Source organism: Pseudomonas sp. SO81 (assembly GCF_030374125.1).
GTDB lineage: Bacteria > Pseudomonadota > Gammaproteobacteria > Pseudomonadales > Pseudomonadaceae > Aquipseudomonas.
In genome coordinates this window covers 4,657,566-4,684,174 of sequence record NZ_CP126126.1, presented here as the reverse complement: position 1 = coordinate 4,684,174, position 26,609 = coordinate 4,657,566, and the positions used below count along the sequence as shown (strand labels likewise).

Below are 26,609 nucleotides of genomic sequence, written 5' to 3'. Positions count from 1 at the left end.
CGCGGCGGCCTAGCCCGCCAGTTCCTGCAGGTAGCTCCAGGGGTAGATGCCCTTGTCGTGGCCGTCGCTGAACACCAGCTGCACGCCGTAGCCCTGCTGATTGATGGCGCGCAGGCGTACCTCGCTCGGCGCCGCGTCGATGCGCCCATTCAGGCGCGCCGCGCGGCACTGCGAGCAGGGGCAGGCGGCGCGCAGGCGGGCGTGGCTGAGCTGGCTGACCTGGCCGTCCGGCCATTCCAGGCGTAACTGGCCGGCGGCGCTGCGCAGGACGCTAGGCGCGTTCATCGCGCCGTGCCCTGCAACTGGCCAAGGGCGATGCGCACGGCCTTGCGTACTTCGGGGTCGCCATCGTTCTCCGCCGCCTGCAGGGCCGGCAGCGCGGCCGGATCGGCCAGCTCGCCGAGGGCCAGAGCAGCTTCCTTGCGCAAATTGCTGATGCTGTGGCCGAGCAGCTCCACCAGCGCCTCCAGCGCACTGGCGAAACGCAGCTTGCCCAGCGCACGGGCGGCGCGCAGGCGCACCTGCCAGTAACCATCGGCCAGGGCCTCGATCAGCGCCGGACCGGCTTCAGCCTGGCCGACCTTGCCCAGGGTGGTGGCGGCCTCCTCGCGCACCTGCCACTCGCGGTCACGCAGGGCCGCGCGCAGGGCCGGCAGCACGCTGGCGTCGCTGGCCAGGCCCAAGGCGCCGGTGGCGGCGCGGCGCACTTCGGTGTCCGGGTCGCGGCTGGCCAGGTTGGCCAGGGCCGGCAGCGCATCGGTCTGCTTCAGCCAGCCGAGGATGCCGACCGCCTCACGACGGACAAAGGCATCGCTGTCATGCAGCGCGCCCAGGGCCAGCGGCGCGGCCTCGGCCAGGCGCAGCTCGCGCAGGGCTCGCAGGGCGCTGGCACGGACGAAGGCATCGCCATGGGCGGCCCAGGGCAGAATCACCCTGCCCGCCTCGGCACTCTTCAGCTCGGACAGGCTCTGCGCGGCGGCGGCGCGTACTTCCTCGTCGGCATCGGCCAGGGCGGCGCACAGGGCGGCGACCACCTCGGGCTCCTCCCAGGCCTCCAGCAGGCGCGCAGCCTCGGCGCGCACCTCGGCGGCGGGGTCATCGCCCAGGGCCTGGGTCAGCCAGGGCAAGGCATCGGGGTCTTCCAGGTCGGCAAGCTCGATCAGAGCGATACGGCGCACGCCGGCGTCGGCATCGGCCAGACGCGGCTGCAGGTCGAGGATGTCCGGGTTGTCGGTAATCAGATCGGCGACGGATAGATGGGTCATAGGGCGATTCGCAGTGGCGGATGTTCGGTGGTGGGCAGGCCCAGCGGGGTGAGACGCGGCAGTTCGCGGCCCTCCTCGTGACGCAGCAGCTCCAGGCAGTGGCGCTTAAGGTGGACGAAGCCGGGGCTGGTCAGCAGGCTGGCGTTGCGCGGGCGCGGGAAGTCCAGGCGCAGGTCCTCGATGAAACGGCCCGGACGCGGGCTCATCACCAGGATGCGGTCGGCGAGGAACAGCGCCTCGTCGATGTCGTGGGTGACGAATACCAATGTGGTGCGGATGCGCGTCCAGATATCCAGCAGCAGCTCCTGCATGCGCGCACGGGTCTGCGCGTCCAGGGCGCCGAACGGCTCGTCCATCAGCAACAGGCGCGGCCGGTTGATCAGCACGCGGGCGATCTCGGCGCGCTGCTGCATGCCACCGGAGAGCTGGTTGGGCCAGCGCGTGGCGAAGTCCTGCAGGCCAACCAGGCGCAGCATCTCGGCGGCCTGGCGGTGGCGCTCGGCCTGGCCTATGCCCTGCATCTTCAGGCCGAAGGCGACGTTGTCCAGCACGCTGCGCCAGGGCAGCAGGGTGTGGTGCTGGAACACCATGCCGCGCTCCGGCGACGGGCCGGCCACCGGCGCGTTATCCACCAGCAGGCTGCCGCCAGCCGGACGCAGGTGGCCGGCCAGGGCGCCGAGCAGGGTCGATTTGCCGCAACCGGAGGGGCCGAGGATGCACACGAACTCGCCGGGCTCGACAGTGAAGTCCAGCGCCTGCACCGCCTCGAAGGCCTCGCGGCCCTGGCCGAGGCGGATGGACAGCTGGCGGCCGTCGATGCGGCCGGGCTCGGGGGCTTTCTGGTAGACGCTCATCGCTGCGCTCCGCTGCGGTACCAAGGCGTGGCCAGGCCGCCGAGGCGCTTGACCAGGCCGCTGCTGGCCATGCCGAGCAGGCCGATCAGCAGCATGCCGACGACGATGTCCGGGTAGTTCTGGATGGTGTAGGACTCCCAGGTGTAGTAACCGATGCCGAACTGGCCGGAGATCATCTCGGCGGTGACCAGGCAGAACCACGAGGTGCCCATGCCGATGGCGAGGCCGGTGACGATGCTTGGCGCAGCCCCAGGCAGGATCACCTCGCGCAGGATCGCCAGGCGCCCTGCCCCGAGGCTGCGCGCCGAGGCGATCAGACGCGGATCGACGCCCTCCACACCGTGGATGGTGTTGAGCAGGATGGGGAACAGCGCGCCGGTGAAGGTGATGAACACCATCGACAGCTCCGACGACGGGAACATCAGGATGGCCAGGGGAATCCAGGCCACCGCAGGAATCGGCCGCAGCACTTCCAGTGGCGGCAGCAGGCTGTCCTCGGCCCACTTCGAGCGGCCGATGGCCAGGCCGAGCAGCACGCCGATCACGGCGGCGCTGAGGTAGCCGGCGAACACCCGGCCCAGGCTACTGGTGAGGTGCGCCAGCAGCTGGCTGGAGTGCAGCAGTTGCCAGGCCGCGTCGAGCACGGCACCAGGCGTGGGCACATAGGTGAAGGTGAGCAGGCCCAGGTCCAGGCGCGCAGTGGCGGCCAGCTGCCAGAACAGCAGGCAGGCGGCCAACGAGGCGAGGCGCAGGGGCCAGCGGTATAGAGAACTCATAGCCATCTCCGTAGCCCGGATGAAATCCGGGAATAACTGTGCGGTCCCGGATTTCATCCGGGCTACGTCCCTCTCCCCAGCCCTCTCCCATAAATGGGAGAGGGAGCAGTCCGTGCACGGCGAGGCCGGCGGGAGTCACCCTCTCCCCCGGTAAGAGGGGCCGGGGCGGGCCGCGTAGGCGTGAGGTTCTGGCAGGCCGCCACGAGCTGCCTGTAACACCCTCACCCCAACCCTCTCCCGGAGGGAGAGGTAGTCGGTCAGCCATCAAAGACTGGCGACGGCCTGCTGGTTGGCGCTGACGAAGTCCAGCGCGGTGCCGCCGTGCTGTTGGGCATAGGCCTCGGCCTGGTCCTTGAGCAGAAAGGCGGAGAGTTCACCCTTGCCGTTGCGCACGAACCAGGCCTGGTTGGCCAGCAGCTTGATGCCGCTGTCGGTGGCCTGGGCGTAGATGGCACGGATGTCCTTGCCCTCCTGCTCCAGCGCGGCCAGAGCCTTGAGCGCGGCTTCCGGCGAGCTGTAGTGGCGCACCTTGTCCTCGCCGCGCACCCAGATCTGCGCCAGGCGCGAGACGTCGGCGATCGGCTTGCCGGTCAGCGCGTCAACGGCCTTGAGCGGCAGCGGCTGGTAGTCGGCCAGGGCCTTGTCGTAGTCGCGGCCGGCCTGTTTGAAGGCGGCGCGGATGTACTGGTCGTCGACGAACTGGTCCACGTCCAGGCCGCGGTCGGTCTTCTTCAGCAGCTTGAGGGTGTCGATGGAGGTGGCCAGCGCCTTGCGGTACTCCGGCTTCCAGGTCAGGTCGCGGGTCTGCAGGCCGAGCGGGCCGTGGAACAGGTAGTTCACCTCGGCCTCGATGCCGGTGACCTTCTCGATCAGCTCGCTGTATTTCTCCGGCGACTCGGCAAACAGGCGGTCGGCCTCGAGGCTGGCGCGCAGGTAGGCGGTGACCACTTCCGGGTACTTCTTGGCGTACTCGGCATCGACCAGCGCGCCGTGGAAGGTCGGCGCGTTGGCTTGCGAGCCGTCGTAGATCTTGCGGGCGAAGCCACGGTTGGGGAACAGCTCGGCGAACGGCACGAAGTCGGCATGCGCCTCGATGCGGTTGCTGCGCAGGGCCGAGCCGGCGATCTCCGGCGGCTGGGCGATGATGCGCACGTCCTTCTGCGGGTCCCAGCCCTGCGCGGCGACGGCGCGCAGCAGCATGCCGTGGGCGGTGGAGGCGAACGGCACGGAGATGGTCTTGCCCTTCAGCTCGGCCAGCGACTGCACGCTGGAGGATGCCGGCACCACGATGCCGTTGCCGCTGCCACGGGTACTGCCGGACAGCACGCTGAGGAACAGGCTGCGCTTGCCGGCGTCGAGGTGAGCGACGCCGTTGAACGAGCCGGGGAAGTCGGCCATGGCACCGAAGTCCAGCTTGCCGGCGACCATCTCGTTGGTCAGCGGCGCGCCGCTGGTGAAGTTCTTCCACTCGATCTCGTACTTCACGTCCTGGTACTTACCGTCCTTCGGCAGGTACTTGTCGAGCAGGCCCAGCTCGCGAATGAGCAGGCCGCCGGTGGCGCAGTTGATGGTGGTGTCCTGGGTGCCGATGGCGACGCGGATCGTCTCGGCCTGGGCGTGAACGGTGGCGATGGTCAGGGCGAGGCCGGCCAGGGTAGTACGCAAGCGCATGGGTGTTTCCCCTCGAATCATGGTTTTTTGAGTCGTCTCCGCCATGCGGTTGGCTGGTGGGAAACGAGGGGTTTTGCAAGCAAGGCGTCCGGGGTCTCCGGATAGCGGTTTTCGCCCCCTCTCCCTCCGGGAGAGGGTTGGGGTGAGGGCGATACGGGCGGCTAGGTGTTCCCTCATCCGCCCTTCGGGCACCTTCTCCCAAAGGGAGAAGGAACAACTCAGCGCAGCAGGTAAGGGATTTCCACCTTCACCGCACCGGTCGGGCAGTCCTTCTCGCAGGGCATGCAGTACCAGCACTCGTCGAAGGCCATGTAGGCCTTCTGCGTGGCCGGGTTGATCGCCAGCAGGTCCATCGGGCAGACCTCGACGCATACGGTGCAGCCCTTGTGGGCGATGCACTTGTCCTCGTCGATGGTCACCGGCGCATTGCTGCGAAAGAAGATTTCCTGGGGCTGGTAGGCCATGTCACGGTTCCTCGGAGCCTGTGGCTCTCTCGTTTCTGCGGCCCCTGCTCGGGGCCTGCACGCAGGTGTGGTCAGGCGGCGTCGCTACGCACCCGCAGGCGTTGGTAGGCGTGCTGTTCCTCGTCATCCAACGGAATCAGGTACGGCTCCACCGGCTTTTTGAAACTGGTCATCTCGCCGTCATCACCCTTCTTCAGGTGGCAGTGGGCGAACCACTCGGCGTCGTTGCGCTGCGGGAGGTCGACCCGGTGGTGGTACAGGCCCCAGCGGCTCTCGGCGCGGAACAGCGAGGCGCGCGCGGCCATCTCGGCGCAGTCGCGGATCACGCTGACTTCCAGGGCGCGCATCAGCTCGTGCGGGTTGTTAGCCTTGAGCTGGTCGAGGTCGCGCTGGATATCGGCGAAACGGGTCAGGCCGATCTCCATCTTCTTGGTCACCTTGGGCGGCTGCAGGTAGTCGTTGACCATGCGCCGCAGCTTGTACTCGACCTGGGCCGGCGGCAGACCGTGCTCGCGATTGAGCGGCGCATACACCCGCGCCTGCTCGCGCTCGACCTGCTGCGCATCCACCTCGGTGAAGTCACGCCCGGCGATGTACTCGGCGGCATTGACTCCGGCGAACCAGCCGTAGGTGAAGGCGCCGAGCATGTAGTTGTGCGGCACGGCAGCCATATCGCCCGCGGCGTACAAACCTTTCACCGAAGTTTCTGCACGCTCGTTGACCCACACGCCCGAGGCGCTATGGCCGGAGCAGAAGCCGATCTCGGAGATGTGCATTTCCACCATGCCGGTGCGGTAGTCGGTGCCGCGGTTGGCATGGAACTGGCCGCGGCTGGGCCGCTCGTTGCTGTGCAGGATCTCCTCGATGTTCTGGATGGTTTCCTCGGCCAGGTGGTCGAGCTTGAGGAACACCGGGCCGTTGCCGCCCTCAAGCTCCTGATGGAACTCCCACATCATCTGCCCGGACCAGTAGTCGCACTCGATAAAGCGCTCGCCCTTGTTGTTGGCGGTGTAGCCGCCCAGCGGGCCGGTGACGTAGGCGCAGGCCGGGCCGTTGTAGTCCTTGATCAGCGGGTTGATCTGGAAGCACTCCAGATTCGCCAGCTCGGCGCCCGCGTGGTAGGCCATGGCGTAGCCGTCGCCGGCATTGGTCGGGTTCTCGTAGGTGCCCATCAGATAGCCCGAGGCCGGCAAGCCCAGGCGCCCGGCGGCGCCGCAGGCGAGCACCACGGCCTTGGCGCGGATCAGGTGAAAATCCGCGGTGCGGCAGTCGAAGCCCATCACCCCGTTCACCGCGCCCTCGGCGTCGGTGAGCAGGCGGGTAGCGATGACCCGGTTGGTGATCTCCACCCGCGCGCGCTTGAGCTGGCGGTACAGCACCTTCTTGATGTCGTGCCCCTCGGGCATCGGCAGCACGTAGGCGCCCATGTGGTGGACCTTCTTCACCGCGTAGTCGCCGGTCTCGTCCTTCTCGAACTTCACGCCCCAGCGGTCGAGCTGCTCGATGGTCTCGAAGCTCTTGGTGGCATAGGCGTACACCGCCGCCTGGTTGACGATGCCGTCGTTGGCGATGGTGATTTCCTTGGTGTACTGCTCCGGCGTGGCGTGGCCGGGGATCACCGCGTTGTTCAGGCCGTCCATGCCCATGCTGATAGCGCCGCTGCGCTTGACGTTGGCCTTGTCCAGCAGCAGCACGCGCAGCTCGCGGTTGGCCTCCTTGGCCTTGATCGCGGCCATCGGGCCGGCGGTACCGCCGCCGATCACCACCAGGTCGTATTCGCGTTCGATCGTATTCATGCGTGGGAGCCCTTCTGGCGGTCGATGCGCAGGCGGTACTGGAAGGCGTCGCCGCGGTAATAGAGGTATTCGAAGTCCAGCGGCGTGCCGTCGGCGGCGTGAGTCAGGCGCTCGATACGCATGATCGGCGCGCCCTCCTCCACGTTCAGCGCGCGGGTCAGGTCGGCGTCGGCCAGCACCGCATCGATGGCCAGGTCCGCGTGGCCGAGGGCGATGCCGCAGTCGTTCTCGATGATCAGAAAGATGTCGCGGGCCACCAGGTCGGCCTTCTCCAGCTTCTCGCCGACGGCGCGCGGCACGTAGGTGACCTCCAACGACACCGGCTCTCGGTTGACCAGGCGCACGCGCTTGATCTCGGTCACCGGCGCGCCCTCCTCCAACCCCAGCCGTTCAGCGACGCGAGCATCGGCCGGCAGATGCTTGAGACTGTGCAGGCGGTTGATCACCTCGTAGCCCATCTGCAACATGGACTCGGCCAGGCCCTGCAGGGTGCTGACGTTCTGGAACGCCTTGGGCTTGGCGACGAAGGTGCCCTTGCCGTGGATCTTGAAGATCAGCCCTTCCTTCTGCAGATCCCCTAGCGCCTGGCGCACGGTGATGCGGCTGACACCAAACGCCTGGCCCAGCTCGCTCTCCGAAGGCATGCGGCTGTGCGGCGGATAGGTACCGTCGAGGATGCGCCCGCGCAGCAGCTCCTTGAGCTGGCTGTACAGCGGCACGGGGGAAAGGGGAAGCAGTTCGGCCATGTTCTCGTCTCTGATCTCTACTTGTCATAACAAGCTGTGACGAGAAGATAGCGAGCATAAGAAATGCACGGGAAATACTTTTATTGCATAAGCTTATGATGCGATGGAGGTCGCGAGCCGAATAGCCCGCCTATTCGGCTCACGAAGGAGCAGATAGCCAAAAACAAAAAGGCCAGTCATTTCTGACTGGCCTTCTGTTGGGATTATTTGGTCGGGACGGAGTGATTCGAACACTCTACCCCTTGCACCCCATACTGGTAAAAGCCCATCCAGCACAAACCAAGGAGAACCGCCTAAAAAACGTAACCCGTTGTTTCCTATACAATAATGCCTTATTTTAGCTTCCACTGTCGTCTTGTAGCCTGCGCCCGAATCCACGCACAAACGGTCACCAAACGGTCACCGGATGTAGCACTGATAAGGACGACGGAATGGCAGACATCACAGACCGACAGATGAGCATCAAACCAGGTCCTCGGGACATCTGGCTCAACGAATCCGCCCCTAAAGGTCACGGCCGCTTCATGGCCCGTATCAGACCAAACGGCGAGCGCCTCTTCTACTACCGCTACACCGACTCGACCAGGGCTCGGGTGCGCCTTCCTATTGGTTCCTATGACCGGGATGGCACCTCAGGGCTGACGCTCAAGGCTGCCCGTCAACGCGCCCGGGAGCTGACAGAGCTATATCTGAGCGGAGTTACCGACCTACGCGAGCATCTCGAGGCCGAAGAGGCTGCCCGCAAGGCTGCAAGAGATGCCGAGATCGCCAGGCTCGAAGCAGAAAAAGCAGCATCCGAAGCTGAATTAGCCCGCCAAGCTGCCCGCAAAACGGTATCTGAGCTTTTCGACCATTGGGCACGTGTCGATCTGATCAAGCGAAAGGACGGCGGTGCCGAGGTACGCCGCATGTTCAACAAGGATGTGCTGCCTCTGATTGGCCACCTGGCCGTCGAGGACGTCAGAAAGGGGCACATCACGGAAGTGACGGACAAGCTTCTGTCCCGGGGTGTCAACCGCATGGCGAAACAGATCTTCTCGCTGATGCGCCAGATGTTCCGCTTCGCGGTGGATCGTGACCTTATCGATAGCGACCCAAGCGCGAGCATCCGTAAAGCCAAGATCGGCGGCAAGGATGTCGAGCGGGATCGCGTACTCAGCGAAGACGAGATACGGGCACTGGCGAAGCAAGTGCCGGCCGCGGGTCTTCTGGTCACCTCACAAGCCGCAATCTGGATTGCACTTTCAACATGCTGCCGTATCGGAGAGCTCCTGGCTGCACGATGGGAGCACGTCGACCTGAACAAGCGTACATGGCTGATTCCGTCTGAAAACAGCAAGAACAAGAAGGCTCACCTGATAACGCTTTCAGAATTTACGGCGCAGAAGTTCCAACAGCTTCGTGAGATCAGCGGTTCTTCTCCTTGGTGTTATCCAAACACCGACTGTAGCGGACCAGTCTGCCCGAAAACCGTTACCAAGCAGATCGGCGATAGACAGAGAAAGCCCGGCCAGAAAGTCATGAGTAACCGCAGCGCAATGGCTCATGCCCTCATCCTGCCAGGTGGCAAATGGACCCCGCACGACCTGCGCCGCACCGGCGCCACGCTTATGACCATGCTGGGCGTTCTTCCTGAGGTCGCCGAGCGCTGCCTGAATCACACAGAAGAAAACAAAGTGAAACGCATCTATCAGCGACACAGCTATGCCCGAGAAATGGCAGATGCCTGGACGCTGCTGGGCGAATACCTGAGCAAACTGATCACCAACGAACAAGGTGCACAAAAACCATGAGAAAAGATTTGCTAGCACTACCTTGGCTGACAGCCGAACAAGCTCTAATCGTGCTCAATGACTTGCTTGGTTACCAGATAGCGTACGGCGACCTCATAAGCCAATGTCAGTATCACCAATGTGAGGTGTTCGTTCACCTCAAGGACGTTAGGGGCACAACCTCCGACGCACTCCCTGTTGGCAAAGATGACTGGACCACCGCATGTTATGCATCAGGCCCACAAAAAGTGCTCAATCCAGAAGCGCTAGTAGGTGCCGGGGGCAAAGTGAAATTAAGCCTGTCAGGTACAGCTCTGACGCTGGATGGGGATGAGCCATATAGGCACAGCTTTATCCAGTGGGAAGCGAATGTTGACCTCGACACATGTGAAGTCCGGTTTCAGACCTCTGCAGTTCAAAACCTAGCCGACCTAATTGTCAAATCGTCGAAACCAATGGATCCCAGAGAAAAGAAAAGTCTGCATCAGATCATTGCAGTGCTGGCATCGATGAGTGGGATTGACCTGAGTAAACCATATGCAGCCTATCACGCGATGGCGGCAGAGGCCGCATCAGTGGGGATTGAGCTCGGAACAGATGACACCGTTGCCAAACACCTGGAAGCCGCAGCGATAACCGTCGCTCACTAACACCGAACAAGTCCTATTAGGGTTTTGCCCTACCCTAATAGGACTTTTCTCAACATGAAAAAACTAGATTTTCGCCAGTTCTTCCACTGCGAGCCAGTAAGTGCTCAGGAGTATTGGCAATGTCCCCTCGAAACATACCTAAGTCAGCCGTTAGTTATCAGCGCCGCTTCCTTCGACTTGCACAAGTCGAAGAGCTGACCGGCTTCAAACGGTCCCACATTTACAACCTCATTAAGGCTGGAAAATTCCCTGCACAAGTCAAGCTTGGAGCGCGAGCCGTGGCCTGGGACTCAGAATCAATTGATGCCTGGCAAAAATCAATAATTGACTCGACACAAGCTCACTAACCCCCTCCCCAGAAGCAGGACTTGTACCAAGCCATGAAAAAATCGCATAACGCCGTTAACCGCTGCAGCCCAGCAACCGCGGGACTTCTAATTGATGTCTACCTGCGCAGCCAGAAGCTCCACGTAGTTATAGATAAATATCTATCTAAGACATCCTTAACTGAAAATGAGAAATACTGGGCTGATAGGCAACAGACTGAGCTACTCCTAAACCAGATAACAGCTCGTGAAGCTTTACAAAAAATCCAGACAACAAAATGGGGAGCTCTTCCGGAGCACCTGAAACAGGTGTTCAAGCTTGCTGCGGTTGGCAATGATGAACATGCTATTGCAGTCTCCTGCAACCTTAGCAGCAAGGTGGCAGCATCTGCTCTTAATGCTAGCCGTGGTGAAGCTGACTACATCGGCAGAAAAATCAGAAGGGTTCTTAATCCGCAGGGAGGCTCCAACCTAGCAGCAGCCGTTCTTGAGAATGCCAAACAGCGTAATGGCTGCAATCCGCGCCTTCATTTCCATGGGGTCTTTAGAGTATCTGAAAAGGATTTCACCCAAGTTAAGTCGAAACTAGAGAAGTCCTTTGCTGCGGACTACAAAGAGGTTGCTGGAAACAGGTCAGTAGTAATCAAGCGCATTTACGACGCGGGAAGGTGGGCAGGCTACTGCTCCAAGTCCTTGCGCAAAAGGGACTCCGGGATCGGAAAAGCAGTTTACTCAACAATTCCAGCAAGCAGAGCTGGAGAGCAACTGTTTAAGCAGGCAACCCAATGGGCACGTCAGCTTCCCAGCATTGAAGAGTGCAGAGCAAAACTCAACGAGCTGACTAAACCAGACATCAAATGCAATCCGTGCCCGGAGCTAAACATGCTTATTAACAAGCACCGCGAACAGAAAGAGATCATTAAACGTGCGCGCCGCAAACGAAACAGATCTTACTTATCTCAGCTGGCCTTGAACCCTGAACTATTCAAACGTCAGCTAGCCGAGATATTCCAAACCATCAGAAATAGAATCAGCGCATAGCGCCCCACAAAGCCCGCTAGCACAGTTCATTTGGTCGACATCCCCAATGTAGCCCACAATACCAAAGCTACTGTACAGGGCACTACAGGACGATTAAATGAATTGGCTCGCGGGCATTGGACTGAACAGAGCTGGGGACCAATTTCCACTGATGCCGGAGATCTCCGAAGCGTAGGTTGGCGTGCGCCATATGAGGTCACGATATGCCACATCAATGCAGTCCAACACCAACCCGGTCTCAAAGCCTGCAGAAGGATGATGCCCCTCCAACCTAAGAAAGGATGAGCCTTTGTACTACCGGCTGCCTTAGCGGTTCGGCAAATCTACTCAAACCTACGCAGCATGGTGCTGACATGTAGCCGCCAACGACATGAGAAGACAACATGTCGTTGAAATACAAAAATTGCGACACGTTGACTAATAAGCACCATGCCGGGAGTGGCGGCCAAACACAGTCCCACCCACCCAGCCGGAAGCATCAGTCTTACCACGGACCTACTCTCTCAGCGCGCCCAACATGGAACTCCCCCTGCTGATCCGAGGTACAAAGGAGTCTGAGCCTCTGCAGCATGGCTAATCGAGCCTACTGCTACCGTATCCAGAACGATTCCACCCTATGCCGGGTCCGCAACCTCGTCGACAGTCAGATTGCCCAGCGCCCGGCAATCTCGCACTATCTTAAAGAACTTTTCTCCACAGGCCTTTTGCATGAAGTACAGGTCGGCATGGAGAAGCTCTCCATCCCCCAAGACGATGCAGATGCTGATTCTCGACAGCAACGAACTCAGGCCTTACTTCTAAGGGCATAGAAAAGCAAGCTTCAGTATGTGTAGCCCTCAGTGCTCGCAGCTCGTTGCCAGCACATGTCCCGGACCGAGTGATGGGCTAATGCCGGAGATTACGACCAGCGCCATAAGCACATACAGGGTCGCCTTCAATCGTCAAAGTCTTAGAACCGACGAACCTGCTCCACCCTATTCAACTTCATGTGCGTCACGTCCCCGGCAACTCCCCTTACACAGGAGTCCGGATGCAGGAGTTAAATTTTGTTCGGTTTAAGTTCATGTTTTCCAAGCGTAAGGAACACATGTAAGGAGACACTCGAAATCTGCATTGGCTTCTGCCTGCCAGCTTTGCCGGCAGAAATAACCTTACAGAAAGAGCTTCTGCCGCTCCCTCAATCAGCCGAAAACTCCAGCAGCGAAGCCGGGGCAACACCGAGTGCATGCGCAATTCGCTCGATGTTGTAGATGGTCACGTTCTTTTCACCGCGCTCCAGCATTCCCACGTAGGTGCGGTGCACTCCGGCGCGCTCGGCAAGCAGCTCCTGAGAAATCCCCTGGCGCACACGCTCGCGCCGCACATTGTCTGCGAACACTTTGACCAGAAGGCATTGATCGGGCTTGAGAGGCATGCAGCCACTTTCGTGACGTGCATACTCTCATTCTACATACTATAGTTAGCACAAGAGTGAACTACTGTTGCCGATCATCACGGCAGCTGCAGCCAGAACAAGCCATTTCCCTCTCGCGAAGCAGTAACGCAATTGGAAGCCTTCCCCCGCACTACTACAGCCTCTGCAGGGGGCTTTCGGACATTCGATGCGCCTGCAAACGAATTCAAACTGGCTCTTGAGGCGCTCCGGGTAAGCCACGCTCACCTCTTCGATCCGATGATGGCGCTGCACACCTCCGCCATAATTCCGCTGCCTCACCAGATCAACGCAGTCTATGAGGTCATGCTGCAGCAGCAACCTCTGCGCTTTGTCCTGGCCGATGATCCAGGCGCAGGAAAGACCGTCATGGCCGGGCTTCTGCTGAAAGAAATGCTACTCCGGGGCAAAGCCAGGCGAGTCCTGATAGTCGCCCCCGGAGCACTCACCGAGCAGTGGCAAAACGAGCTGGACGAGAAGTTTGGCATCAGATGCGAAACGCTCGCTTCGGGGAATGCAGAATCCAGCTCCTCCGGAAACCACTTTGCAGATCATGATCTGCTTATCGCCAGACTGGATCAGCTGGCTCGCAACCAGCGCCATCAGCGGAAACTGCGAGAAGTGTCCTGGGATCTCATCATCATTGACGAGGCCCACAAGCTTTCCGCAGGCTACCAAGGGCGGACCGTCAGCAAGACGCAGCGTTTTCGGCTTGCCGAGATGCTGGGCCGAACGTGCCGTCACTTCCTGCTCATCACTGCGACCCCGCACAACGGCAAGGAAGAAGAGTTCCGACTGCTCCTGTCGCTGCTTGACCCAGACCGCTTTGGCGGCAGGTACAGCGCCGACTCACTTAGCACCGATATCAGCGACGTCCTGCACCGCACCGTCAAAGAGAACCTGCGGGATATCGCAGGCAACCGTCTACTCCCCTCCCGTCATGCCTACACGGCCACGTACGACCTGAGCTCGGAGGAAGCCGCGCTCTACTGCCGGGTAACCGACTATGTCCGAAGAGAGATGAGCCGGGCGGATCGCCTGGGCAGAAGGCGCAGGGAAGCGGTAGGTTTCGCCCTCACCATCCTGCAACGCCGCCTGGCCTCCAGCCCAGCCGCCCTCTACAGGTCGCTTCAACGACGCAGGCTCCGGCTCGAACAGCACCTCGGACAGTTGCCAACCGAAGGAGTGGATGATGTCTCCCTCTGGGATGTCGCTGGCTATAGCCAGCTCCCGGACGATCTGGATGAGGCAGCAGACGAGCTCGCCCCGGACGAATACGAAAGCCTTGCAGACCGCATCGTGGATGAGGCGACGGCAGCCTCCTCTCGTATCGAGATAGATACCGAGATCAGAACCCTGCTCTCTCTGGAGAACCAGGCAGAGGAACTGCTAAGCAACGGAACCGACCGCAAGTGGGATGAATTGTCGAGCCTGCTCAAAGATCGACTGCAGCTACTCGACACATCGGGCAGAAGACGCAAGCTGATCATCTTCACCGAGCACCGCGACACCCTCTATTACCTGCTGCAACGGATCCGCTCCGTCCTTAGCTCTGTTGCTGCCGTGGCAATACATGGTGGTCTGAGCCGAGAGGATCGACGCCAAGTGCAGGAGTCCTTCAGCAGCGACCCCGAAGTTCAGGTGCTGGTTGCCACCGATGCTGCTGGCGAGGGCGTGAACCTTCAGTGCGCCAATGTGGTGGTCAACTTCGACCTGCCCTGGAATCCCAATCGCCTTGAGCAGCGCTTCGGACGGATTCATCGCATCGGACAGACCGAGCCGTGCCATCTCTGGAATCTCGTCGCCAAGGGGACACTTGAAGGCGGGGTGTTCGAGACGCTCTTTGCCAAGCTCGAGGTCGCACGTTCAAGCCTGGGTGGCAGGATCTTCGACGTGCTTGGCCAGGCCTTCGAGAACAGACCTCTCGAAAGCCTGTTGCGGGAAACCATCCGCGAGGGCAATCAGCACGCAACCAAAGGCCGACTGGAACAGGCCGTGGCGCAGGCGCTGGATACGGAACGTCTCCAGGGCATGCTTGAGCGAATCTCGCCAGCCAACGAACCGGATATCGAAACCCTGAAAGACAAGCTGACGGCAGCAGCCAGCAATGTGCCGAGCCCGGAATTCGTATGCTCTTTCCTCGGCAGAGCTCTGACCCATCTTGGCGGCGAAATGACGGCCCTGGACGATGGTTACTTCCGGATCCCCACAGTACCTGCAGCGATACGCGAGTACGACCGACTCCGCGGCGAAAGGCAACCGCCCGTGTTGCGCAGATACGAGCGCATTCGCTTCGATAGACAGCCTGCATCCGGAGGGAGTGCACAGACCGCGGAAATCGCCCACCTCAGCCACCCGCTGGTTCGGACATGCGCCAACATGCTGTTCGAAAGGCTCCGCCCCTGCCTGGTGCGAGGCTCGGTTCTTGTCGACACTGACCAGGCCGGAGGAAAGCCCGGCGTGCTCATGGTTCTGGAGCACAGCATCCATCGCGACCTTCAGCAGCCCCCGATCTCCCGGCGGATTCAACTCATCAGATGCGGTCGGGACGGTAGCGTTGTCGAGCTGTCCTGGGGCGACGCTCTGGAAATACGGGCAGCCCCTCAATCCGGCACGCATCCCACGGACTTCTGGCAACCGCAGGAGATCGAGGAGCTTTCTGTTCGGACCGCAGAGCACCTGGCCAAGGAGCATCTCAAGGACGTCGAGGACAGTCTCACGCGCCAGGCCGAAAGCAGGACGGCGACGCTGCGCAGGCAGATGCTTGAAGAGATTGATCTGTGGTCACGTCGGTATCTGGATTTGCGACTCCGACCTGCTGGCAACCGGCAGCCGGCCATGCAGGAAGAGAATGCACGCTATCTGGCCGAGACCATATCTCAGCGCCTGCAGGCACGAGAGGAGGAAGCTGCTGCAACACTCCGTGTAGTGACCGGTACGCCGACGGTTCTTGGCATTGCGATGATCGCCTCACCAGAACTGCTGCCAGAGGATAGCGAGCACTCCTTCTGCGCCGATGCCGCCGCACGTGGGCGCATCGAGCTCCTGGCGATGCAGGCGGTAATCGAGGCAGAACGCGCACTCGGGCACATGGTTCACGACGTGTCTGCCGAAAAGTGCGGCTGGGACATTACCGCCGTTTGTCATTGCCATTGTCATCCGGCCTGCATCGAGCGTCGCATCGAAGTCAAAGGGCGCGCCAAGGGACAGAGCACCATCACGGTAACCCGGAATGAAATCAGCCAGGCGCTTGATCACCCGGATCACTTCATCCTCGCAGTAGCACTGATCGCCCCGGACGACCGGATCGAAGGCCCCTACTACATCCGAAATCCGTTCGAGCAGAAGCCCGACTGGGCCGAAACCAGCAGGAACCTCGATCTGGATCTGCTCCTGCAGCGATCAGTCAGCCCCCTGGAATCCATCCGAGTGGGATCTTCTGCAATCGCACACACGCCCCACATATCCGAGGAAACACGGCGAGAGACTGGCGCTCAGCCAGGCTGATCGCCATGCGGCTGGCATTCCAATCACACACAACAGGTACGACAACATCATGGGATATCGGGTCACCACCATCGCCGAAACCCTCAACCGCATAAACCGGGAGCTCTTCATTCCGGCCATTCAGCGCCCATATGTCTGGTCGCCAGAACAGATCACCGGCCTGTTCGACTCCCTCATGCGCGGCTATCCCATAGGTGCGCTGATGTTCTGGGACCTGCCACAGGGCAGCCAGGAAGACTGGGAGGTCTACAACTTCATCTGCAACTTCCGCCACGGCTCCATTCACAATGACCGAGTAACGCCAATTTCAGGCCAGCCTGTAACGCTGGTGCTGGACGGGCAGCAGCGCCTCACCTCCCTGCTGATCGGCCTGAAGGGCTCCTATACCGTCAAGCAGAAGCACAAGCGGAAGAAATCGGACGAAGCCTGGGACGAGAAGATTCTCTTCATCGACCTCGCCGCTTCACCCGATAGAGAGGAAGAAGCAGACGACGATGCCAGCCCCATTGCCGAACACTATCGGCTCGCCTTCTTTGACCACGACCAGCGCCCCCAGAACGGTGCAGGCGAACTCTGGTTCGAGGTCGGGCTCGTCCTCGCGGCAGAGGATGAAACCGAACTGGAGCACATGCTCCACAACTGGGTGGATACGAACGTGGCGCTCGATGAAAGTCGCCGCGATGTCGCCAGGGCGAACCTGACTCGCCTCTGGGTGGCCGTCTGGAGAGACGATGCACTGTCCTACTTCACCGAGCGCAGCGCGTCCTATGACCGCGTTCTGGATATCTTCATCCGCGCCAACAGCGGCGGCTCGCCACTGAGTCGTAGCGACCTGCTCATGTCGGTCATCACCCTGCGCTGGGAACAGTTCAATGCACGAGACGAGACCGAGCGACTCATCGAAGACCTCACCGAACTGCTATCCCCGAAGAGAGCACTCAATCGCGAGTTCGTGCTGCGTACCGCACTCTTCCTCAACGATCTGGATTTCTCCATCAAGGTGCAGAACTTCGTGCCGAGCAACATTCGTCTGCTCGAACAGAGCTGGGAAAGGGTCAAGGCAGTGCTACTTTTCTCTGCCCGTCTCCTTCGCGACCTCGGGCTATGCGGTGATCGATTGAGCGGCACCAACGTGCTGATGCTGGTTGCGTACTACATCCACAGGCGCAACCTCGGATCCACCGAGCAGGAGATCGACTTCGAAGACAGTCAGCTGATCCGACGCTGGATCATCATGCTTGGGTTCCAGGGGTTACTGGGCCTGCAGACCAACAATACGTTCAAGACCTATCGGAATGCCGTGCGCCGGGCTGTCAAACAAGAGAACAGTTTTCCTTGGGAAGCGGTTGCAGAGGCGTTTCGAGGCATGGGGCGCCCGATGGACTTCAATCGGGAGTCCCTGGCTCGCTGGTGCAATACTTCTCTGGACAACCAGCCCCAGGCCGAGCTACTCCTATCCCTGATCTACACCGACGATCTGCCGAACCTGCAAAGGCGAGCCATGCCGGCAGTGCAGAACCGCTTCTTCCTTCCGGAGGAAATGCGCCGAGCAGGCGTCAGCGAAGCTTTGGCCCCCGTGATTCAGGGCTTCGCGGGCAAACTGATACTGTCAGTAGCCTTGGACACCAGGGAGCAGGAGGACTACTTTGCACTTTCCTTCGAGCAGTGGGCTCAAACACTTTCCCCGGCCACCATGCATGTGCATTGTCTGCCGGAAGATCTCGCTCTGTACCGCATGGGTAAGCTGCCAGACTGGGTGAGTGAGCGAAGGAGGCTTCTTGAGAAGAGGCTTGCAGAGCTCAGCAGACCGCAACGCTCTGAAGCAGAAGCGCTGGCAGCCAACACATCAGATACTTGAGCTAAGAGACCCGTCAATGAAACAGCTCGACATCACTGAAGCTCAGGCAGCCTTTACGGAGATCGTCGAGCGTGCTGCCGGTGGAGAACAAACCCTGATCACCCGGGATGGCAAACCAATCGCGCGAATTCTTCCAGCTCAAAAGTCTCGAGTTGGATTGATGGTCGGGGTTTACCCTCCCGTGCCGGACGACATTGACACGCCGTTTGCTAAGGAAATCGAAGAGATGTTCTTTGGCAAGCAGGAATGATCATTTCGGGCCAAGCTGTTTATCCGGATTTCATGTCAGCTGGATCATGGCGGCGTCTCCTTATTGATTGAGCCAACCTTATCCAAGCCAACCACAGGTCGCGACCTGTTCACTTTTTTGCGTAAACAATTTAGTTACACCGAATCGCCCGGCAACGAGCGCGGGTTGCGGAGTGCCCAGCAGACCGGAGGCGTTTTAGACAGCCGAGATCCGACTCGTCGGGGCTAGCGACTCAAAACTGTGCCTGTTGAAGAGGTCTGGAGCGTTGGCCCGCGCATGCGTGCGCATTTGGAAGGCATGCAAATCAAGACCGCTTGGGACCTTGCTCAAAATGGACGCCTGGACGCTACTTAAGCGTTTCAATGTAGTGGTCGAGAAAACCGTGCGTGAGCTGCGCGGAGTGGCATGCCTGGAAATCGAACACGAAGTCGCGCCCAAGCGGGAGATCAGCTCCAGCCGATCATCGGTAAGCGTCTGCGTGAGTTAGCCCCCATCCAGGAAGAGGTAACCAGCTATGCAACGCGAGCAGCCGAAAAACTACGCATGCAGGAGTCGCATTGCCGACAAGTGTGCGTGAGTCTGCGCACCTGGCTGTTCAATCCCTCTGAGGCCAAATACGCAAATGGGTTCTATGCCACCTACCCTACCCAACCGACAACAGCCGGCTGATCATCCAGGCGGTTCAAACTGGGCTCAAGCAGGTCTTCCGAGATGGCTACAGCTACGCGAAGCCCCAAGTGCTGCTATTGGACCTCTGTGGGAAGAATGAGTACACACCAGACCTTTTCGCCCCTGAGCAGCCCGTAAAATCCGAGCAAATGATGAGTACCTTGGATGCCATCAACAATCGCTGGGGACGAGGAGGAACCTAGGAACCTGGACGTACTACCAAGCCAGCCGAGTGGGCTGGCGAAGAAAATTACTCTCACTTGCCTACGCCACCCGGTGGTCAGACCAACTTGTCGCAAAAAGCTCTGTGAGCATCCTATTTTAAAAGGGCAGGAAATGGTCTGTCCCGGAACTGGCGGACAGGTAGTTAAGAGCTACTGCTCGCGTTTCGGCACTCAAACTCCATCGGACTGGGATAGCCCAACGTCGAGTGGCGACGGCGATGATTGTAAATGCGGATATAGTCGAACAGGTCGGTTTTCGCCTCCTAGTAGCTGACGTAGCGCGTCAGGTACACCCGCTCGGCCTTCAGCGAACGTAAGAAGCACTCCATCGCAGCGTCGTCCCAGCAGTTCCCCGACGTGAATGGCTGGGCACAATCCGATGTCGCCGCAGCAAGGCGTGGTAGTCATAGGCGCAGTATTATCTGCCACGATCCGAGTGCAGCAGTACCTCTGCCTGTGGTTGGCGGCATGCCACAGACATCTCCAGCGCAGCATGCACTGGGGCTTGCTGCATGCGATGGTGCATCGCCCAACCGACGAAGGCGCGTGAATAAAGATCGAGCACCACGGCCAGAAACAACCAGCCTTGGGCCGTCCGCACGTAGGTCATGTCTTAGACCCAGTGCCGGTTGGGGCGAAACCTCACTTCGTGGGCTGCGAGAAGACGGCGAGCGCCTTTTTAATAGGTAGCGCTTTAAGGTGACCTTGAGCCAGTTGCTGGCGAAGTCGACGCAGCTCCGCGCTCTCACCGCGCTGCTTGCCAATGCCCGGAAAGGCATCGTCACCTTGCTGTTCGTACTGGCATTTCATTTACCCAGCAGGCTTTCAGCGATGCCGAGCGTCTCGGCGACATGACGAAGCCGCGTGCCGGCAAGCACATGGTCTACCGCTTTGCGTTTGAAGGATTCGGGAAAACCTCGTCTGGTCTAGGTGATGAAAACTCCTTGCGGTGGGAATTAATAACCTTTAGTCAGTGTCCACTCAACCCGGGACAGACCATTGCGTCGTTGGGTTGAGCAACTGCGCAGCGAGCGTGGCGGCAGGACACCGTCACTCAGCAAAGCCCTGAATACTGAAAAAAGGCGCATACGGGACCTGGAAGCCCAGGTTCGGCGCCCGGAGCGGGAGAAAGAGATCTAAAAAGGGATACCGCTCTCTTGATGTCGGACTCCCTCAATCAGTAGCGCTGATTGAGGGACTGGGCGAGCAGTATCCACGAGCCAAACTATGCCGAGTGTTCGATGTGCAGGGCAGCAGTTTTTACGAGACCTGCAAAGCCCGTCGCCGAGTTGATCACAGGCGAATTGCCTTGCGTCAGCTGGCTGCCGAGCCTCATGCACAAACTCGTGGATCGGAGCCAGAACATTATTGGCAGCGCTACGAATACAGGGTGTGCAGGCTGGTCGCTTTCTAGCTGGACGCCTGATGAAAGAGGCCATGCTATTCAGCCCGCTATGTCGCAAGCATCGCTACCGCAAGACTGATGGTGAAAGCGCCATTGCGGCCAACGCACGGGATCGGCAATGCACAGTAAGCGGCCCCAAGCAAGTATGGTGTGGTGATGTGGCATATATCTGGGCGGGTAATCGCTGGATCTACCTGGCACCATTCATACATTTATATGCGCACCGCATTGTCGGTTGGGCACTTTCCAATCGACCTGACTCGCAGCTCACGACACGCACGTTACGGGTGGCCTATGAGTCCCGAGGCTGCCCGCCGCAGCTGATGTTTCACTTGACCAGGGTTGCCACTACACAAACATTGAATTTCGCCAGATGCTTTGGCGCTACCGTATCAAGCAGAGCATGAGCCACCGCGGCAACTGCTGGGACAACGCGCAGATGGAGCGTCTTTTTCAGAAGCATGAAACGGAATGGATGCCGGAGCATGGATATGCCAGCCAAGGGCAAGCTGATGCTGATGTGCTGCGCTACCTGGCGGATTACTACGACCATCAACGACCACACATCTAAAACGAATACAGAACGCCAGCGGAAACGAATCACTGGCCGGATAAACCTAAACCAGTGTCCAGTTTCGTTGTCCACAGCACCCCCTAAGCAGTAGGGTGATGAGCTCGCCATTCCGCACTGAACACCCCTTATCCGAAACCCCTAGAAAAACGCGCCCATCCTAAAGGTAGTTTTTTGACGTAGCTACGCTAAAAATTGACGTAAAGCGAGCTATAATGCACGCCACAATTCAATCTGACGTCCACCTCCAAATGCCAGTCCAGATGAGCACCCTCGACGCTGACTACTGCTACGCCTTCCCCGCGGTCAGGGGGATACAAGCAGGCAGGCCGTTTTACATAGCGACCTGTCCCATGCGAATCATCCCCAAAATCTTCAGTTTTGACGAAACAGAAGTGCCACCTGAGCTACGCGCACAACGGACTCTAAACAAAACGCGGATTCCCGAGATGGTTCGCTATTTACTCGATAATCCCGATGATTATGTCTTTTCGGCATTGACCGCATCAATCGCGGCCGAGATTGCATTTGATGAACATCCCCACTCGCACAACCTGGGAACCTTGCGCGTCCCAATGGATGCTCAGATTTTGATTAATGACGGCCAGCACCGGCGGAAAGCTATCGAAGAGGCTCTTCAGGAGAAACCAGAACTAGGGCAAGACAACATTCCCGTACTTTTTTTTGTCGATGAAGGCTTAAAGCGCAGCCAACAAATGTTCGCAGATCTGAACAAGCACGCGATCAAGCCTAGTCCATCTTTGGCAACTCTCTATGACCATCGAGACCCCGCATCAGAGCTTGCACGTCATCTAGCGACAACTAGTGAGCCATTCATCGGTCTAACAGAAATGGAAAGCTCAAGCATATCTGTGCTTTCGAGCAAGCTATTTACTCTAAGTAGCATCAAACAAGCCACTCGTGCCTTACTAGGCAAAGGTGCTAAAGATGACTTTGATGATGAAGACACTCTGATCGCTGAGTTGTATTGGCAAGCTGTTTACAAGCATATGCCTGACTGGCAAATGGCGATGCAGAAAAATGTAGCGCCAGCTCAATTGAGGCAAGAATATGTTCATGCACATGCCGTCGGGCTTCATGCAATAGGATTGTTAGGAAGAAGCCTGATTAAAGATCGTCCAGACACCTGGAAGGAAGAGATTGAAAAACTCAGGACTATCGATTGGCGCAAAACCAATCCGGAATGGTTACGTAGAACAATGTCCCATGGAAAATTGAGCAAAGCAACGTCCGCTATAAGACTGACGTGCAATGCCCTAAAAATCGCACTCGGTCTTCCCCTAACTCCAGAAGAGATGGCGCTCGAAGCAGAGCAGAATTTAACCAATGAATAAACTACTTCTCGCTCATGATCTGGCGGATTATGAAAGCTTTATAAACCACGAGCAATTTTCAGGCAAACCGCTCGCAGAATACGTTGCCGAGGTTCAACGCATCTACTGCATGGACTCGCGCCCTTGGATCATTGGCTATAGTGGCGGGAAGGATTCGTCAGCAGTTACTACGCTGGTTTATCTAGCCTTGCTTGGCCTTCCGCCAGAGCTTCGCAAGAAAGAGGTATTCTTAATAACATCAGACACCCTTGTAGAAACACCTGTTGTCGTTGACTTAATCAAAAGCAGCATGCAGCTTATTGAAAGAGCGGCCAAAAGAGACAAGCTGCCCATTACCCAGCACTCAGTAACACCAAAAACAAATGATACGTTTTGGGTAAACCTTCTAGGCAAAGGATATCCAGCCCCAACTCGAAGCTTTCGCTGGTGCACAGAGCGAATGAAAATCGACCCGGTCAGCGATTTCATTCGTGAAAAAATAAGCCAATACAATGAAGTTATTATCCTATTAGGGGCCCGCAGCAGCGAGAGTGCTTCACGCGCGCAAGTAATTGCCAAACATCGAATTGATGGCTCCCGCCTATCTCGACATACAACACTAGCGAACGCCTTCATATATACGCCAATCGATTCTTGGGACACCGAGGAGGTCTGGAAATTATTGCGTGGTGCGTTCCGATATTCTCCTCACGACATTGAAGAGTGGGAGACCCCATGGGGTGGCAGTAACCGGCCCTTGTGGACGCTCTATATGAATTCATCAACCCAAGGAGAATGCCCCCTCGTTATCGACGAAAGCACTCCTTCTTGCGGAAATTCTCGTTTCGGCTGCTGGACCTGTACTGTAGTAACAAAAGACAAAGCAATGGAAGGCCTTATCCAAAATGGTGAGGACTGGATGCTACCCTTGTTACATTTCCGTGACCTGCTAGCAAGAACCACGGAGCCAGATCAAAAAGATATTTACCGCAATTTCAAGCGGAGAAATGGTAAGGTCACCTATCAATACGCAAAAGAAGGGGAAGACATTGCGACCGAGCGAAAGCATATACCCGGCCCCTATTTGCTTAAATATCGCAAAGAATGGCTTAGGAAGCTTCTAGAGCTAAACAAGGAGCTAAGGTCACAAGGACACAGTATTACTCTAATAACCGAACCCGAGCTTCATGCAATTCGGCAACAATGGCTTCGGGACCCCAACGAACCCGACTGGGCTGATGAGCTGCCGAATATCTATCGTGAGATTTACAACGAGGATCTCAACTGGATTATAGACGACCAGTCCCAATTTGATGTTTATGATGCCTACTTGCTTACAGAGATTGCAAAAGAGCATGACGCTAGCCCGGAGATGATTATGAAGCTCATAGAGCTTGAAGTCTCACTGGAAGGCATCAGCAGACGCCACGGAGTGTTTGACAAGATAGGGAATATTCTTAAGCAAGATTGGGGATCTCTTGAGTCGATTGAACAAAGCCAGATGGACTTGCAGAAGCGGCATGAGCGCGACATTCATGCACTTGACATTAACCAAATAGAAATTGAGCTTAAAGAAGTTCAAGATCAGATCTTGAAAGCAGAATCGCAGATATCAAGCGGTACGAAGGCGCCACTCAATGATAATTAAAAAACTAATTCTAAACAATTTTCGCGTTTTCCAAGGAACTCACGAAATTGACTTGGCGCCTCGTGACAGCAAGAATGGCTCTAAACCAATAATTCTATTTGGCGGACTCAACGGAGCCGGCAAAACTTCTATCCTGACAGCTATCCGACTAGCACTTTATGGCCGCCTTGCATTCGATGATGTAAACCAGAATCACGACTACATCGATCACTTGAGTTCTTTGATCCATAACGGATTAAACCTTAGCCAGCAGCCTAATAATGCATCTATAAATCTAACATTCACCTATAACAAAGAAGGTGAAGAATCAGAGTTTACCGTAATACGAAGCTGGGAACGGGGCAAGAAAGATACATTGACACTCTTGCAGAACAAAGCACCGCTATCCGAGCTCAATTACGAACAATGCCAGGGATTCCTGAATGAGCTTATCCCTTACGGAATTGCAGATCTTTTCTTCTTTGATGGTGAGAAAATCGCCTCCCTGGCTGAAGATGAGTCGGGGAAGATTCTTCAAACAGCCGTTCGCCGCCTACTTGGGCTCGACCTTATAGAAAAGCTACGAAATGACCTTTCCATTTACCTGAAGCGCCAAAGCGCCGATGCGCTTGGCTCACAATTGCAGAACCAAATAAAAGACCTCGATGAGAAAGGGACACGCCTCGGTAAAAGTGCGGAGAATTTCCGTTACGCGGCTGATCTACAGAAAATCTCAATAGACCTTATCGCTGCTGAAATTCGCAAGCATGAGGGGTTGCTTTCGGCTCAGGGTGGCGCCTTTGCTCGAACCAAAGCTCAAGAACAGAGTCGAGTTGACCATCTACTGAAAGAGAAGTCACAACTAGAGAAGGCTATCCGTCACGAACTAGAAGGGGCATTTCCCTTTTCTCTTGCACCTAAAGCCTTGGGCGAGCTGCTCAAGAGACTTGAGACCGAGTCAGCAATCAGAACTAGCCAAAATTTTTCCAAAGGCCTTATGTCGTTCATGAACGATCTATCCAAAAGTGGAAGTTTCGAGTCGGAAGAGGTTAAGGCATCTGCGATAGGCACCATTAAGGATCAACTGAAGCTCTATCTATCTAAACAGCCCACAGGGGAAGTTATTTTAGATATTTCCGAGAGAGAATTAGGGATACTTCATCAAGCCCTTGATTCGGAGAGCCATTCCTCTCGACTCCGCTTTGAGACGGCCCGCCAAAATTTAATTGATGTTGAAAGCTCGCTAGATCAAGCAGCTGCCAACATAGCTCGCGCACCAGACGATGAGCAATTGCTGGATATATTCCAAAAAATTCGGGAACTAGACGCAAAGCATAAAGAAGCTTTAACAGAATACAAAAACCTATTAGATAAAGCGCGCGATACCTTGCAGCAACAACTTGAATGCGCACGTCAACTTCAAAAGCTCCATGACAAAAAGCGCTTCCAACACGACTCTACCGCTGCGATAAATAATGGCAAAGCCTCGTTAGCCTTGTTAGAGAGGTATTCAGAGGCTCTCACTATTGCACGCGTGCAAAAACTCGAGCACTTCTTCGAAGAAGCCTACCACCGCCTTGCGCGAAAAGACGATCTACAGATTAACGCACAGATAAATCCGCAAACCTTTGATGTAGAGTTGGTCGACGATCAGGGTATAGCAATAAATCGAAAACTTCTTTCAGCTGGAGAGAAGCAAATTTACGCTATTGCCATTTTAGAGGCACTAGCAAAAACATCAGGCCGCCAACTACCCGTTATTATTGACACACCACTGGGCCGCCTTGACTCACATCACCGGGACAAATTGATTGAAAATTACTTCCCCTCGGCAAGCCATCAGGTAGTTTTACTATCTACCGACACAGAGATCAATGAGCAATATTTCTTCAAAAAACTAGCCCCCCACACCTCCCGCGCTTATCAAATAATATTCAACAGCGCAGCGAAATCGGCTTATTTGCAAGAAGGCTACTTCTGGAATGAAGCTAGAGCGGAGACCATATAATGCTCCCCAATAGAATGCAGCTAAGTGCTCAAACAGAAGAAAATTTAAAAAAACTAAAAGCCTATACTGGCATCACACCGAACATTTCTGCTAGGTTAGCTTTTTTCCGCTCAATGGAATCAGGGTTCCGCTACCAGCTTGACGAACGAAAACTGGATGGGGCACTAGTTCTAGATAAAGTGACATGGCTGGGCGAAACAGCTCTTCCTACAGAGCTTTTGTTGAAACTAGCCTATCCCAACTTTCCCTCTAAAGACTTGATGAGGGCATGGGCCGCACACGTTGAAGATGGCATATCTTCACTGAGAAACCATCGCAGTCTGATTGAGTTCTCAAAGGCTCTGTAACAATTCTGATTTAATC

The 26,609-nt window shown here is 57.4% G+C and carries 26 protein-coding genes and 1 pseudogene; 16 read left to right on the top strand and 11 right to left on the bottom strand.

The features are described 5' to 3' along the window. Positions 1 to 9: 9 nt before the first annotated feature. The 8 genes from OH686_RS22420 to OH686_RS22385 all read right to left on the bottom strand — a co-directional run bounded on the left by OH686_RS22420 (position 10) and on the right by OH686_RS22385 (position 7,572). Complete coding sequence (locus OH686_RS22420) at positions 10 to 285, bottom strand: DUF971 domain-containing protein (RefSeq protein WP_289535340.1); 276 nt, start codon at positions 283 to 285, stop codon at positions 10 to 12. Further along, the gene (locus OH686_RS22415; protein ID WP_289535339.1) at positions 282 to 1,265 is read right to left on the bottom strand and encodes a HEAT repeat domain-containing protein; all 984 of its coding nucleotides are present in this window, start codon (positions 1,263 to 1,265) and stop codon (positions 282 to 284) included. The genes OH686_RS22420 and OH686_RS22415 overlap by 4 nt, the downstream gene beginning before the upstream one ends. Further along, positions 1,262 to 2,119 carry an ABC transporter ATP-binding protein gene (locus OH686_RS22410; RefSeq protein ID WP_289535338.1) on the bottom strand — a complete coding sequence of 286 codons (858 nt, stop codon included), beginning with the start codon at positions 2,117 to 2,119 and terminating at the stop codon, positions 1,262 to 1,264. Before OH686_RS22410 ends, OH686_RS22415 begins: the two co-directional genes overlap by 4 nt. Beyond that, a complete protein-coding gene (locus OH686_RS22405) occupies positions 2,116 to 2,901 on the bottom strand; it encodes an ABC transporter permease (RefSeq protein ID WP_502942758.1) in 786 nt (261 codons plus the stop codon). The genes OH686_RS22410 and OH686_RS22405 overlap by 4 nt, the downstream gene beginning before the upstream one ends. 258 nt (positions 2,902 to 3,159) lie before the next feature. Beyond that, positions 3,160 to 4,566, bottom strand: coding sequence for an ABC transporter substrate-binding protein (locus OH686_RS22400; protein WP_289535336.1), 1,407 nt, complete (start codon positions 4,564 to 4,566; stop codon positions 3,160 to 3,162). Positions 4,567 to 4,784: 218 nt separating this feature from the next. Continuing rightward, positions 4,785 to 5,030, bottom strand: coding sequence for a 4Fe-4S dicluster domain-containing protein (locus OH686_RS22395; protein ID WP_043310664.1), 246 nt, complete (start codon positions 5,028 to 5,030; stop codon positions 4,785 to 4,787). Positions 5,031 to 5,101: 71 nt separating this feature from the next. Next, positions 5,102 to 6,826: a fumarate reductase/succinate dehydrogenase flavoprotein subunit gene (locus OH686_RS22390; RefSeq protein WP_289535334.1), complete on the bottom strand. Its 1,725-nt coding sequence runs from the start codon at positions 6,824 to 6,826 to the stop codon at positions 5,102 to 5,104. Continuing rightward, positions 6,823 to 7,572 (bottom strand): GntR family transcriptional regulator, encoded by a 750-nt coding sequence (locus OH686_RS22385; protein ID WP_289535333.1) that lies wholly within the window; start codon positions 7,570 to 7,572, stop codon positions 6,823 to 6,825. Before OH686_RS22385 ends, OH686_RS22390 begins: the two co-directional genes overlap by 4 nt. Positions 7,573 to 8,003: 431 nt before the next feature. Between OH686_RS22385 and OH686_RS22380 the strand changes: the two genes are divergently transcribed. From OH686_RS22380 to OH686_RS23280, 5 genes are all read left to right on the top strand, one after another. Further along, the gene (locus OH686_RS22380) at positions 8,004 to 9,365 is read left to right on the top strand and encodes a tyrosine-type recombinase/integrase (RefSeq protein WP_289535331.1); all 1,362 of its coding nucleotides are present in this window, start codon (positions 8,004 to 8,006) and stop codon (positions 9,363 to 9,365) included. After that, positions 9,362 to 9,994: a hypothetical protein gene (locus tag OH686_RS22375; protein WP_289535330.1), complete on the top strand. Its 633-nt coding sequence runs from the start codon at positions 9,362 to 9,364 to the stop codon at positions 9,992 to 9,994. The genes OH686_RS22380 and OH686_RS22375 overlap by 4 nt, the downstream gene beginning before the upstream one ends. Before the next feature lie 119 nt (positions 9,995 to 10,113). Further along, the gene (locus OH686_RS22370; RefSeq protein WP_206418039.1) at positions 10,114 to 10,341 is read left to right on the top strand and encodes an AlpA family transcriptional regulator; all 228 of its coding nucleotides are present in this window, start codon (positions 10,114 to 10,116) and stop codon (positions 10,339 to 10,341) included. Positions 10,342 to 10,374: 33 nt separating this feature from the next. Then, a complete protein-coding gene (locus tag OH686_RS22365) occupies positions 10,375 to 11,361 on the top strand; it encodes a hypothetical protein (protein WP_289535327.1) in 987 nt (328 codons plus the stop codon). A gap of 569 nt (positions 11,362 to 11,930) precedes the next feature. Beyond that, on the top strand, positions 11,931 to 12,170 hold the full coding sequence (locus tag OH686_RS23280; protein WP_354005273.1) for a hypothetical protein: 240 nt from the start codon (positions 11,931 to 11,933) through the stop codon (positions 12,168 to 12,170). A 368-nt stretch (positions 12,171 to 12,538) separates the two neighbouring features. Here OH686_RS23280 and OH686_RS22360 read toward each other — a convergent pair whose 3' ends face one another. Further along, entirely contained in the window at positions 12,539 to 12,775 is a 237-nt protein-coding gene (locus OH686_RS22360) for a helix-turn-helix domain-containing protein (protein WP_289535325.1), read from the bottom strand. Positions 12,776 to 12,907: 132 nt separating this feature from the next. On the opposite strand from OH686_RS22360, the gene OH686_RS22355 reads away from it, so the two are divergent. From OH686_RS22355 to OH686_RS23275, 4 genes are all read left to right on the top strand, one after another. Further along, positions 12,908 to 16,300 carry a helicase-related protein gene (locus OH686_RS22355; protein ID WP_289535324.1) on the top strand — a complete coding sequence of 1,131 codons (3,393 nt, stop codon included), beginning with the start codon at positions 12,908 to 12,910 and terminating at the stop codon, positions 16,298 to 16,300. Between the two features lie 49 nt (positions 16,301 to 16,349). Continuing rightward, a complete protein-coding gene (locus OH686_RS22350; RefSeq protein ID WP_289535322.1) occupies positions 16,350 to 18,158 on the top strand; it encodes a DUF262 domain-containing protein in 1,809 nt (602 codons plus the stop codon). A 16-nt stretch (positions 18,159 to 18,174) separates the two neighbouring features. Then, positions 18,175 to 18,408: a type II toxin-antitoxin system Phd/YefM family antitoxin gene (locus OH686_RS22345; RefSeq protein ID WP_289535321.1), complete on the top strand. Its 234-nt coding sequence runs from the start codon at positions 18,175 to 18,177 to the stop codon at positions 18,406 to 18,408. A gap of 405 nt (positions 18,409 to 18,813) precedes the next feature. After that, positions 18,814 to 19,077 (top strand): DinB/UmuC family translesion DNA polymerase, encoded by a 264-nt coding sequence (locus OH686_RS23275; RefSeq protein WP_354005272.1) that lies wholly within the window; start codon positions 18,814 to 18,816, stop codon positions 19,075 to 19,077. 367 nt (positions 19,078 to 19,444) lie between these two features. Here OH686_RS23275 and OH686_RS23270 read toward each other — a convergent pair. Both OH686_RS23270 and OH686_RS23265 read right to left on the bottom strand, forming a co-directional pair. Then, a pseudogene (locus OH686_RS23270) lies at positions 19,445 to 19,552 on the bottom strand (IS3 family transposase); the annotation flags it as partial. Between the two features lie 167 nt (positions 19,553 to 19,719). After that, positions 19,720 to 19,911 (bottom strand): DDE-type integrase/transposase/recombinase, encoded by a 192-nt coding sequence (locus tag OH686_RS23265; RefSeq protein ID WP_354005271.1) that lies wholly within the window; start codon positions 19,909 to 19,911, stop codon positions 19,720 to 19,722. A gap of 95 nt (positions 19,912 to 20,006) precedes the next feature. Here OH686_RS23265 and OH686_RS22340 point away from each other — a divergent pair, with 95 nt between their 5' ends. From OH686_RS22340 to dndE, 7 genes are all read left to right on the top strand, one after another. After that, complete coding sequence (locus OH686_RS22340) at positions 20,007 to 20,156, top strand: hypothetical protein (RefSeq protein WP_289535319.1); 150 nt, start codon at positions 20,007 to 20,009, stop codon at positions 20,154 to 20,156. A 570-nt stretch (positions 20,157 to 20,726) separates the two neighbouring features. Further along, positions 20,727 to 21,113, top strand: coding sequence for a DDE-type integrase/transposase/recombinase (locus OH686_RS23260; RefSeq protein ID WP_354005270.1), 387 nt, complete (start codon positions 20,727 to 20,729; stop codon positions 21,111 to 21,113). Beyond that, positions 21,080 to 21,277, top strand: coding sequence for an integrase core domain-containing protein (locus OH686_RS22335; RefSeq protein ID WP_289535317.1), 198 nt, complete (start codon positions 21,080 to 21,082; stop codon positions 21,275 to 21,277). Before OH686_RS23260 ends, OH686_RS22335 begins: the two co-directional genes overlap by 34 nt. 251 nt (positions 21,278 to 21,528) lie before the next feature. Further along, positions 21,529 to 22,632, top strand: coding sequence for a DNA sulfur modification protein DndB (gene dndB / locus OH686_RS22330; protein ID WP_502942826.1), 1,104 nt, complete (start codon positions 21,529 to 21,531; stop codon positions 22,630 to 22,632). Beyond that, complete coding sequence (gene dndC, locus OH686_RS22325) at positions 22,625 to 24,259, top strand: DNA phosphorothioation system sulfurtransferase DndC (protein WP_289535314.1); 1,635 nt, start codon at positions 22,625 to 22,627, stop codon at positions 24,257 to 24,259. The genes dndB and dndC overlap by 8 nt, the downstream gene beginning before the upstream one ends. Beyond that, positions 24,249 to 26,246, top strand: coding sequence for a DNA sulfur modification protein DndD (gene dndD / locus OH686_RS22320; protein ID WP_289535313.1), 1,998 nt, complete (start codon positions 24,249 to 24,251; stop codon positions 26,244 to 26,246). Before dndC ends, dndD begins: the two co-directional genes overlap by 11 nt. Continuing rightward, positions 26,246 to 26,593 (top strand): DNA sulfur modification protein DndE, encoded by a 348-nt coding sequence (gene dndE, locus OH686_RS22315; protein WP_289535312.1) that lies wholly within the window; start codon positions 26,246 to 26,248, stop codon positions 26,591 to 26,593. Before dndD ends, dndE begins: the two co-directional genes overlap by 1 nt. Positions 26,594 to 26,609: the final 16 nt, after the last annotated feature.

Excerpts from the sequence above, each read along its gene's own strand:
- OH686_RS22420 (WP_289535340.1), bottom strand. The coding sequence starts at position 285 with ATGAACGCGCCTAGCGTCCTGCGCAGCGCCGCCGGCCAGTTACGCCTG.
- OH686_RS22415 (WP_289535339.1), bottom strand. The coding sequence starts at position 1,265 with ATGACCCATCTATCCGTCGCCGATCTGATTACCGACAACCCGGACATC.
- OH686_RS22410 (WP_289535338.1), bottom strand. The coding sequence starts at position 2,119 with ATGAGCGTCTACCAGAAAGCCCCCGAGCCCGGCCGCATCGACGGCCGC.
- OH686_RS22405 (WP_502942758.1), bottom strand. The coding sequence starts at position 2,901 with ATGGCTATGAGTTCTCTATACCGCTGGCCCCTGCGCCTCGCCTCGTTG.
- OH686_RS22400 (WP_289535336.1), bottom strand. The coding sequence starts at position 4,566 with ATGCGCTTGCGTACTACCCTGGCCGGCCTCGCCCTGACCATCGCCACC.
- OH686_RS22395 (WP_043310664.1), bottom strand. The coding sequence starts at position 5,030 with ATGGCCTACCAGCCCCAGGAAATCTTCTTTCGCAGCAATGCGCCGGTG.
- OH686_RS22390 (WP_289535334.1), bottom strand. The coding sequence starts at position 6,826 with ATGAATACGATCGAACGCGAATACGACCTGGTGGTGATCGGCGGCGGT.
- OH686_RS22385 (WP_289535333.1), bottom strand. The coding sequence starts at position 7,572 with ATGGCCGAACTGCTTCCCCTTTCCCCCGTGCCGCTGTACAGCCAGCTC.
- OH686_RS22380 (WP_289535331.1), top strand. The coding sequence starts at position 8,004 with ATGGCAGACATCACAGACCGACAGATGAGCATCAAACCAGGTCCTCGG.
- OH686_RS22375 (WP_289535330.1), top strand. The coding sequence starts at position 9,362 with ATGAGAAAAGATTTGCTAGCACTACCTTGGCTGACAGCCGAACAAGCT.
- OH686_RS22370 (WP_206418039.1), top strand. The coding sequence starts at position 10,114 with ATGTCCCCTCGAAACATACCTAAGTCAGCCGTTAGTTATCAGCGCCGC.
- OH686_RS22365 (WP_289535327.1), top strand. The coding sequence starts at position 10,375 with ATGAAAAAATCGCATAACGCCGTTAACCGCTGCAGCCCAGCAACCGCG.
- OH686_RS23280 (WP_354005273.1), top strand. The coding sequence starts at position 11,931 with ATGGCTAATCGAGCCTACTGCTACCGTATCCAGAACGATTCCACCCTA.
- OH686_RS22360 (WP_289535325.1), bottom strand. The coding sequence starts at position 12,775 with ATGCCTCTCAAGCCCGATCAATGCCTTCTGGTCAAAGTGTTCGCAGAC.
- OH686_RS22350 (WP_289535322.1), top strand. The coding sequence starts at position 16,350 with ATGGGATATCGGGTCACCACCATCGCCGAAACCCTCAACCGCATAAAC.
- OH686_RS22345 (WP_289535321.1), top strand. The coding sequence starts at position 18,175 with ATGAAACAGCTCGACATCACTGAAGCTCAGGCAGCCTTTACGGAGATC.
- OH686_RS23275 (WP_354005272.1), top strand. The coding sequence starts at position 18,814 with ATGCCTGGAAATCGAACACGAAGTCGCGCCCAAGCGGGAGATCAGCTC.
- OH686_RS23265 (WP_354005271.1), bottom strand. The coding sequence starts at position 19,911 with ATGACCTACGTGCGGACGGCCCAAGGCTGGTTGTTTCTGGCCGTGGTG.
- OH686_RS23260 (WP_354005270.1), top strand. The coding sequence starts at position 20,727 with ATGAAAGAGGCCATGCTATTCAGCCCGCTATGTCGCAAGCATCGCTAC.
- OH686_RS22335 (WP_289535317.1), top strand. The coding sequence starts at position 21,080 with ATGCTTTGGCGCTACCGTATCAAGCAGAGCATGAGCCACCGCGGCAAC.
- dndB (WP_502942826.1), top strand. The coding sequence starts at position 21,529 with ATGCCAGTCCAGATGAGCACCCTCGACGCTGACTACTGCTACGCCTTC.
- dndC (WP_289535314.1), top strand. The coding sequence starts at position 22,625 with ATGAATAAACTACTTCTCGCTCATGATCTGGCGGATTATGAAAGCTTT.
- dndD (WP_289535313.1), top strand. The coding sequence starts at position 24,249 with ATGATAATTAAAAAACTAATTCTAAACAATTTTCGCGTTTTCCAAGGA.
- dndE (WP_289535312.1), top strand. The coding sequence starts at position 26,246 with ATGCTCCCCAATAGAATGCAGCTAAGTGCTCAAACAGAAGAAAATTTA.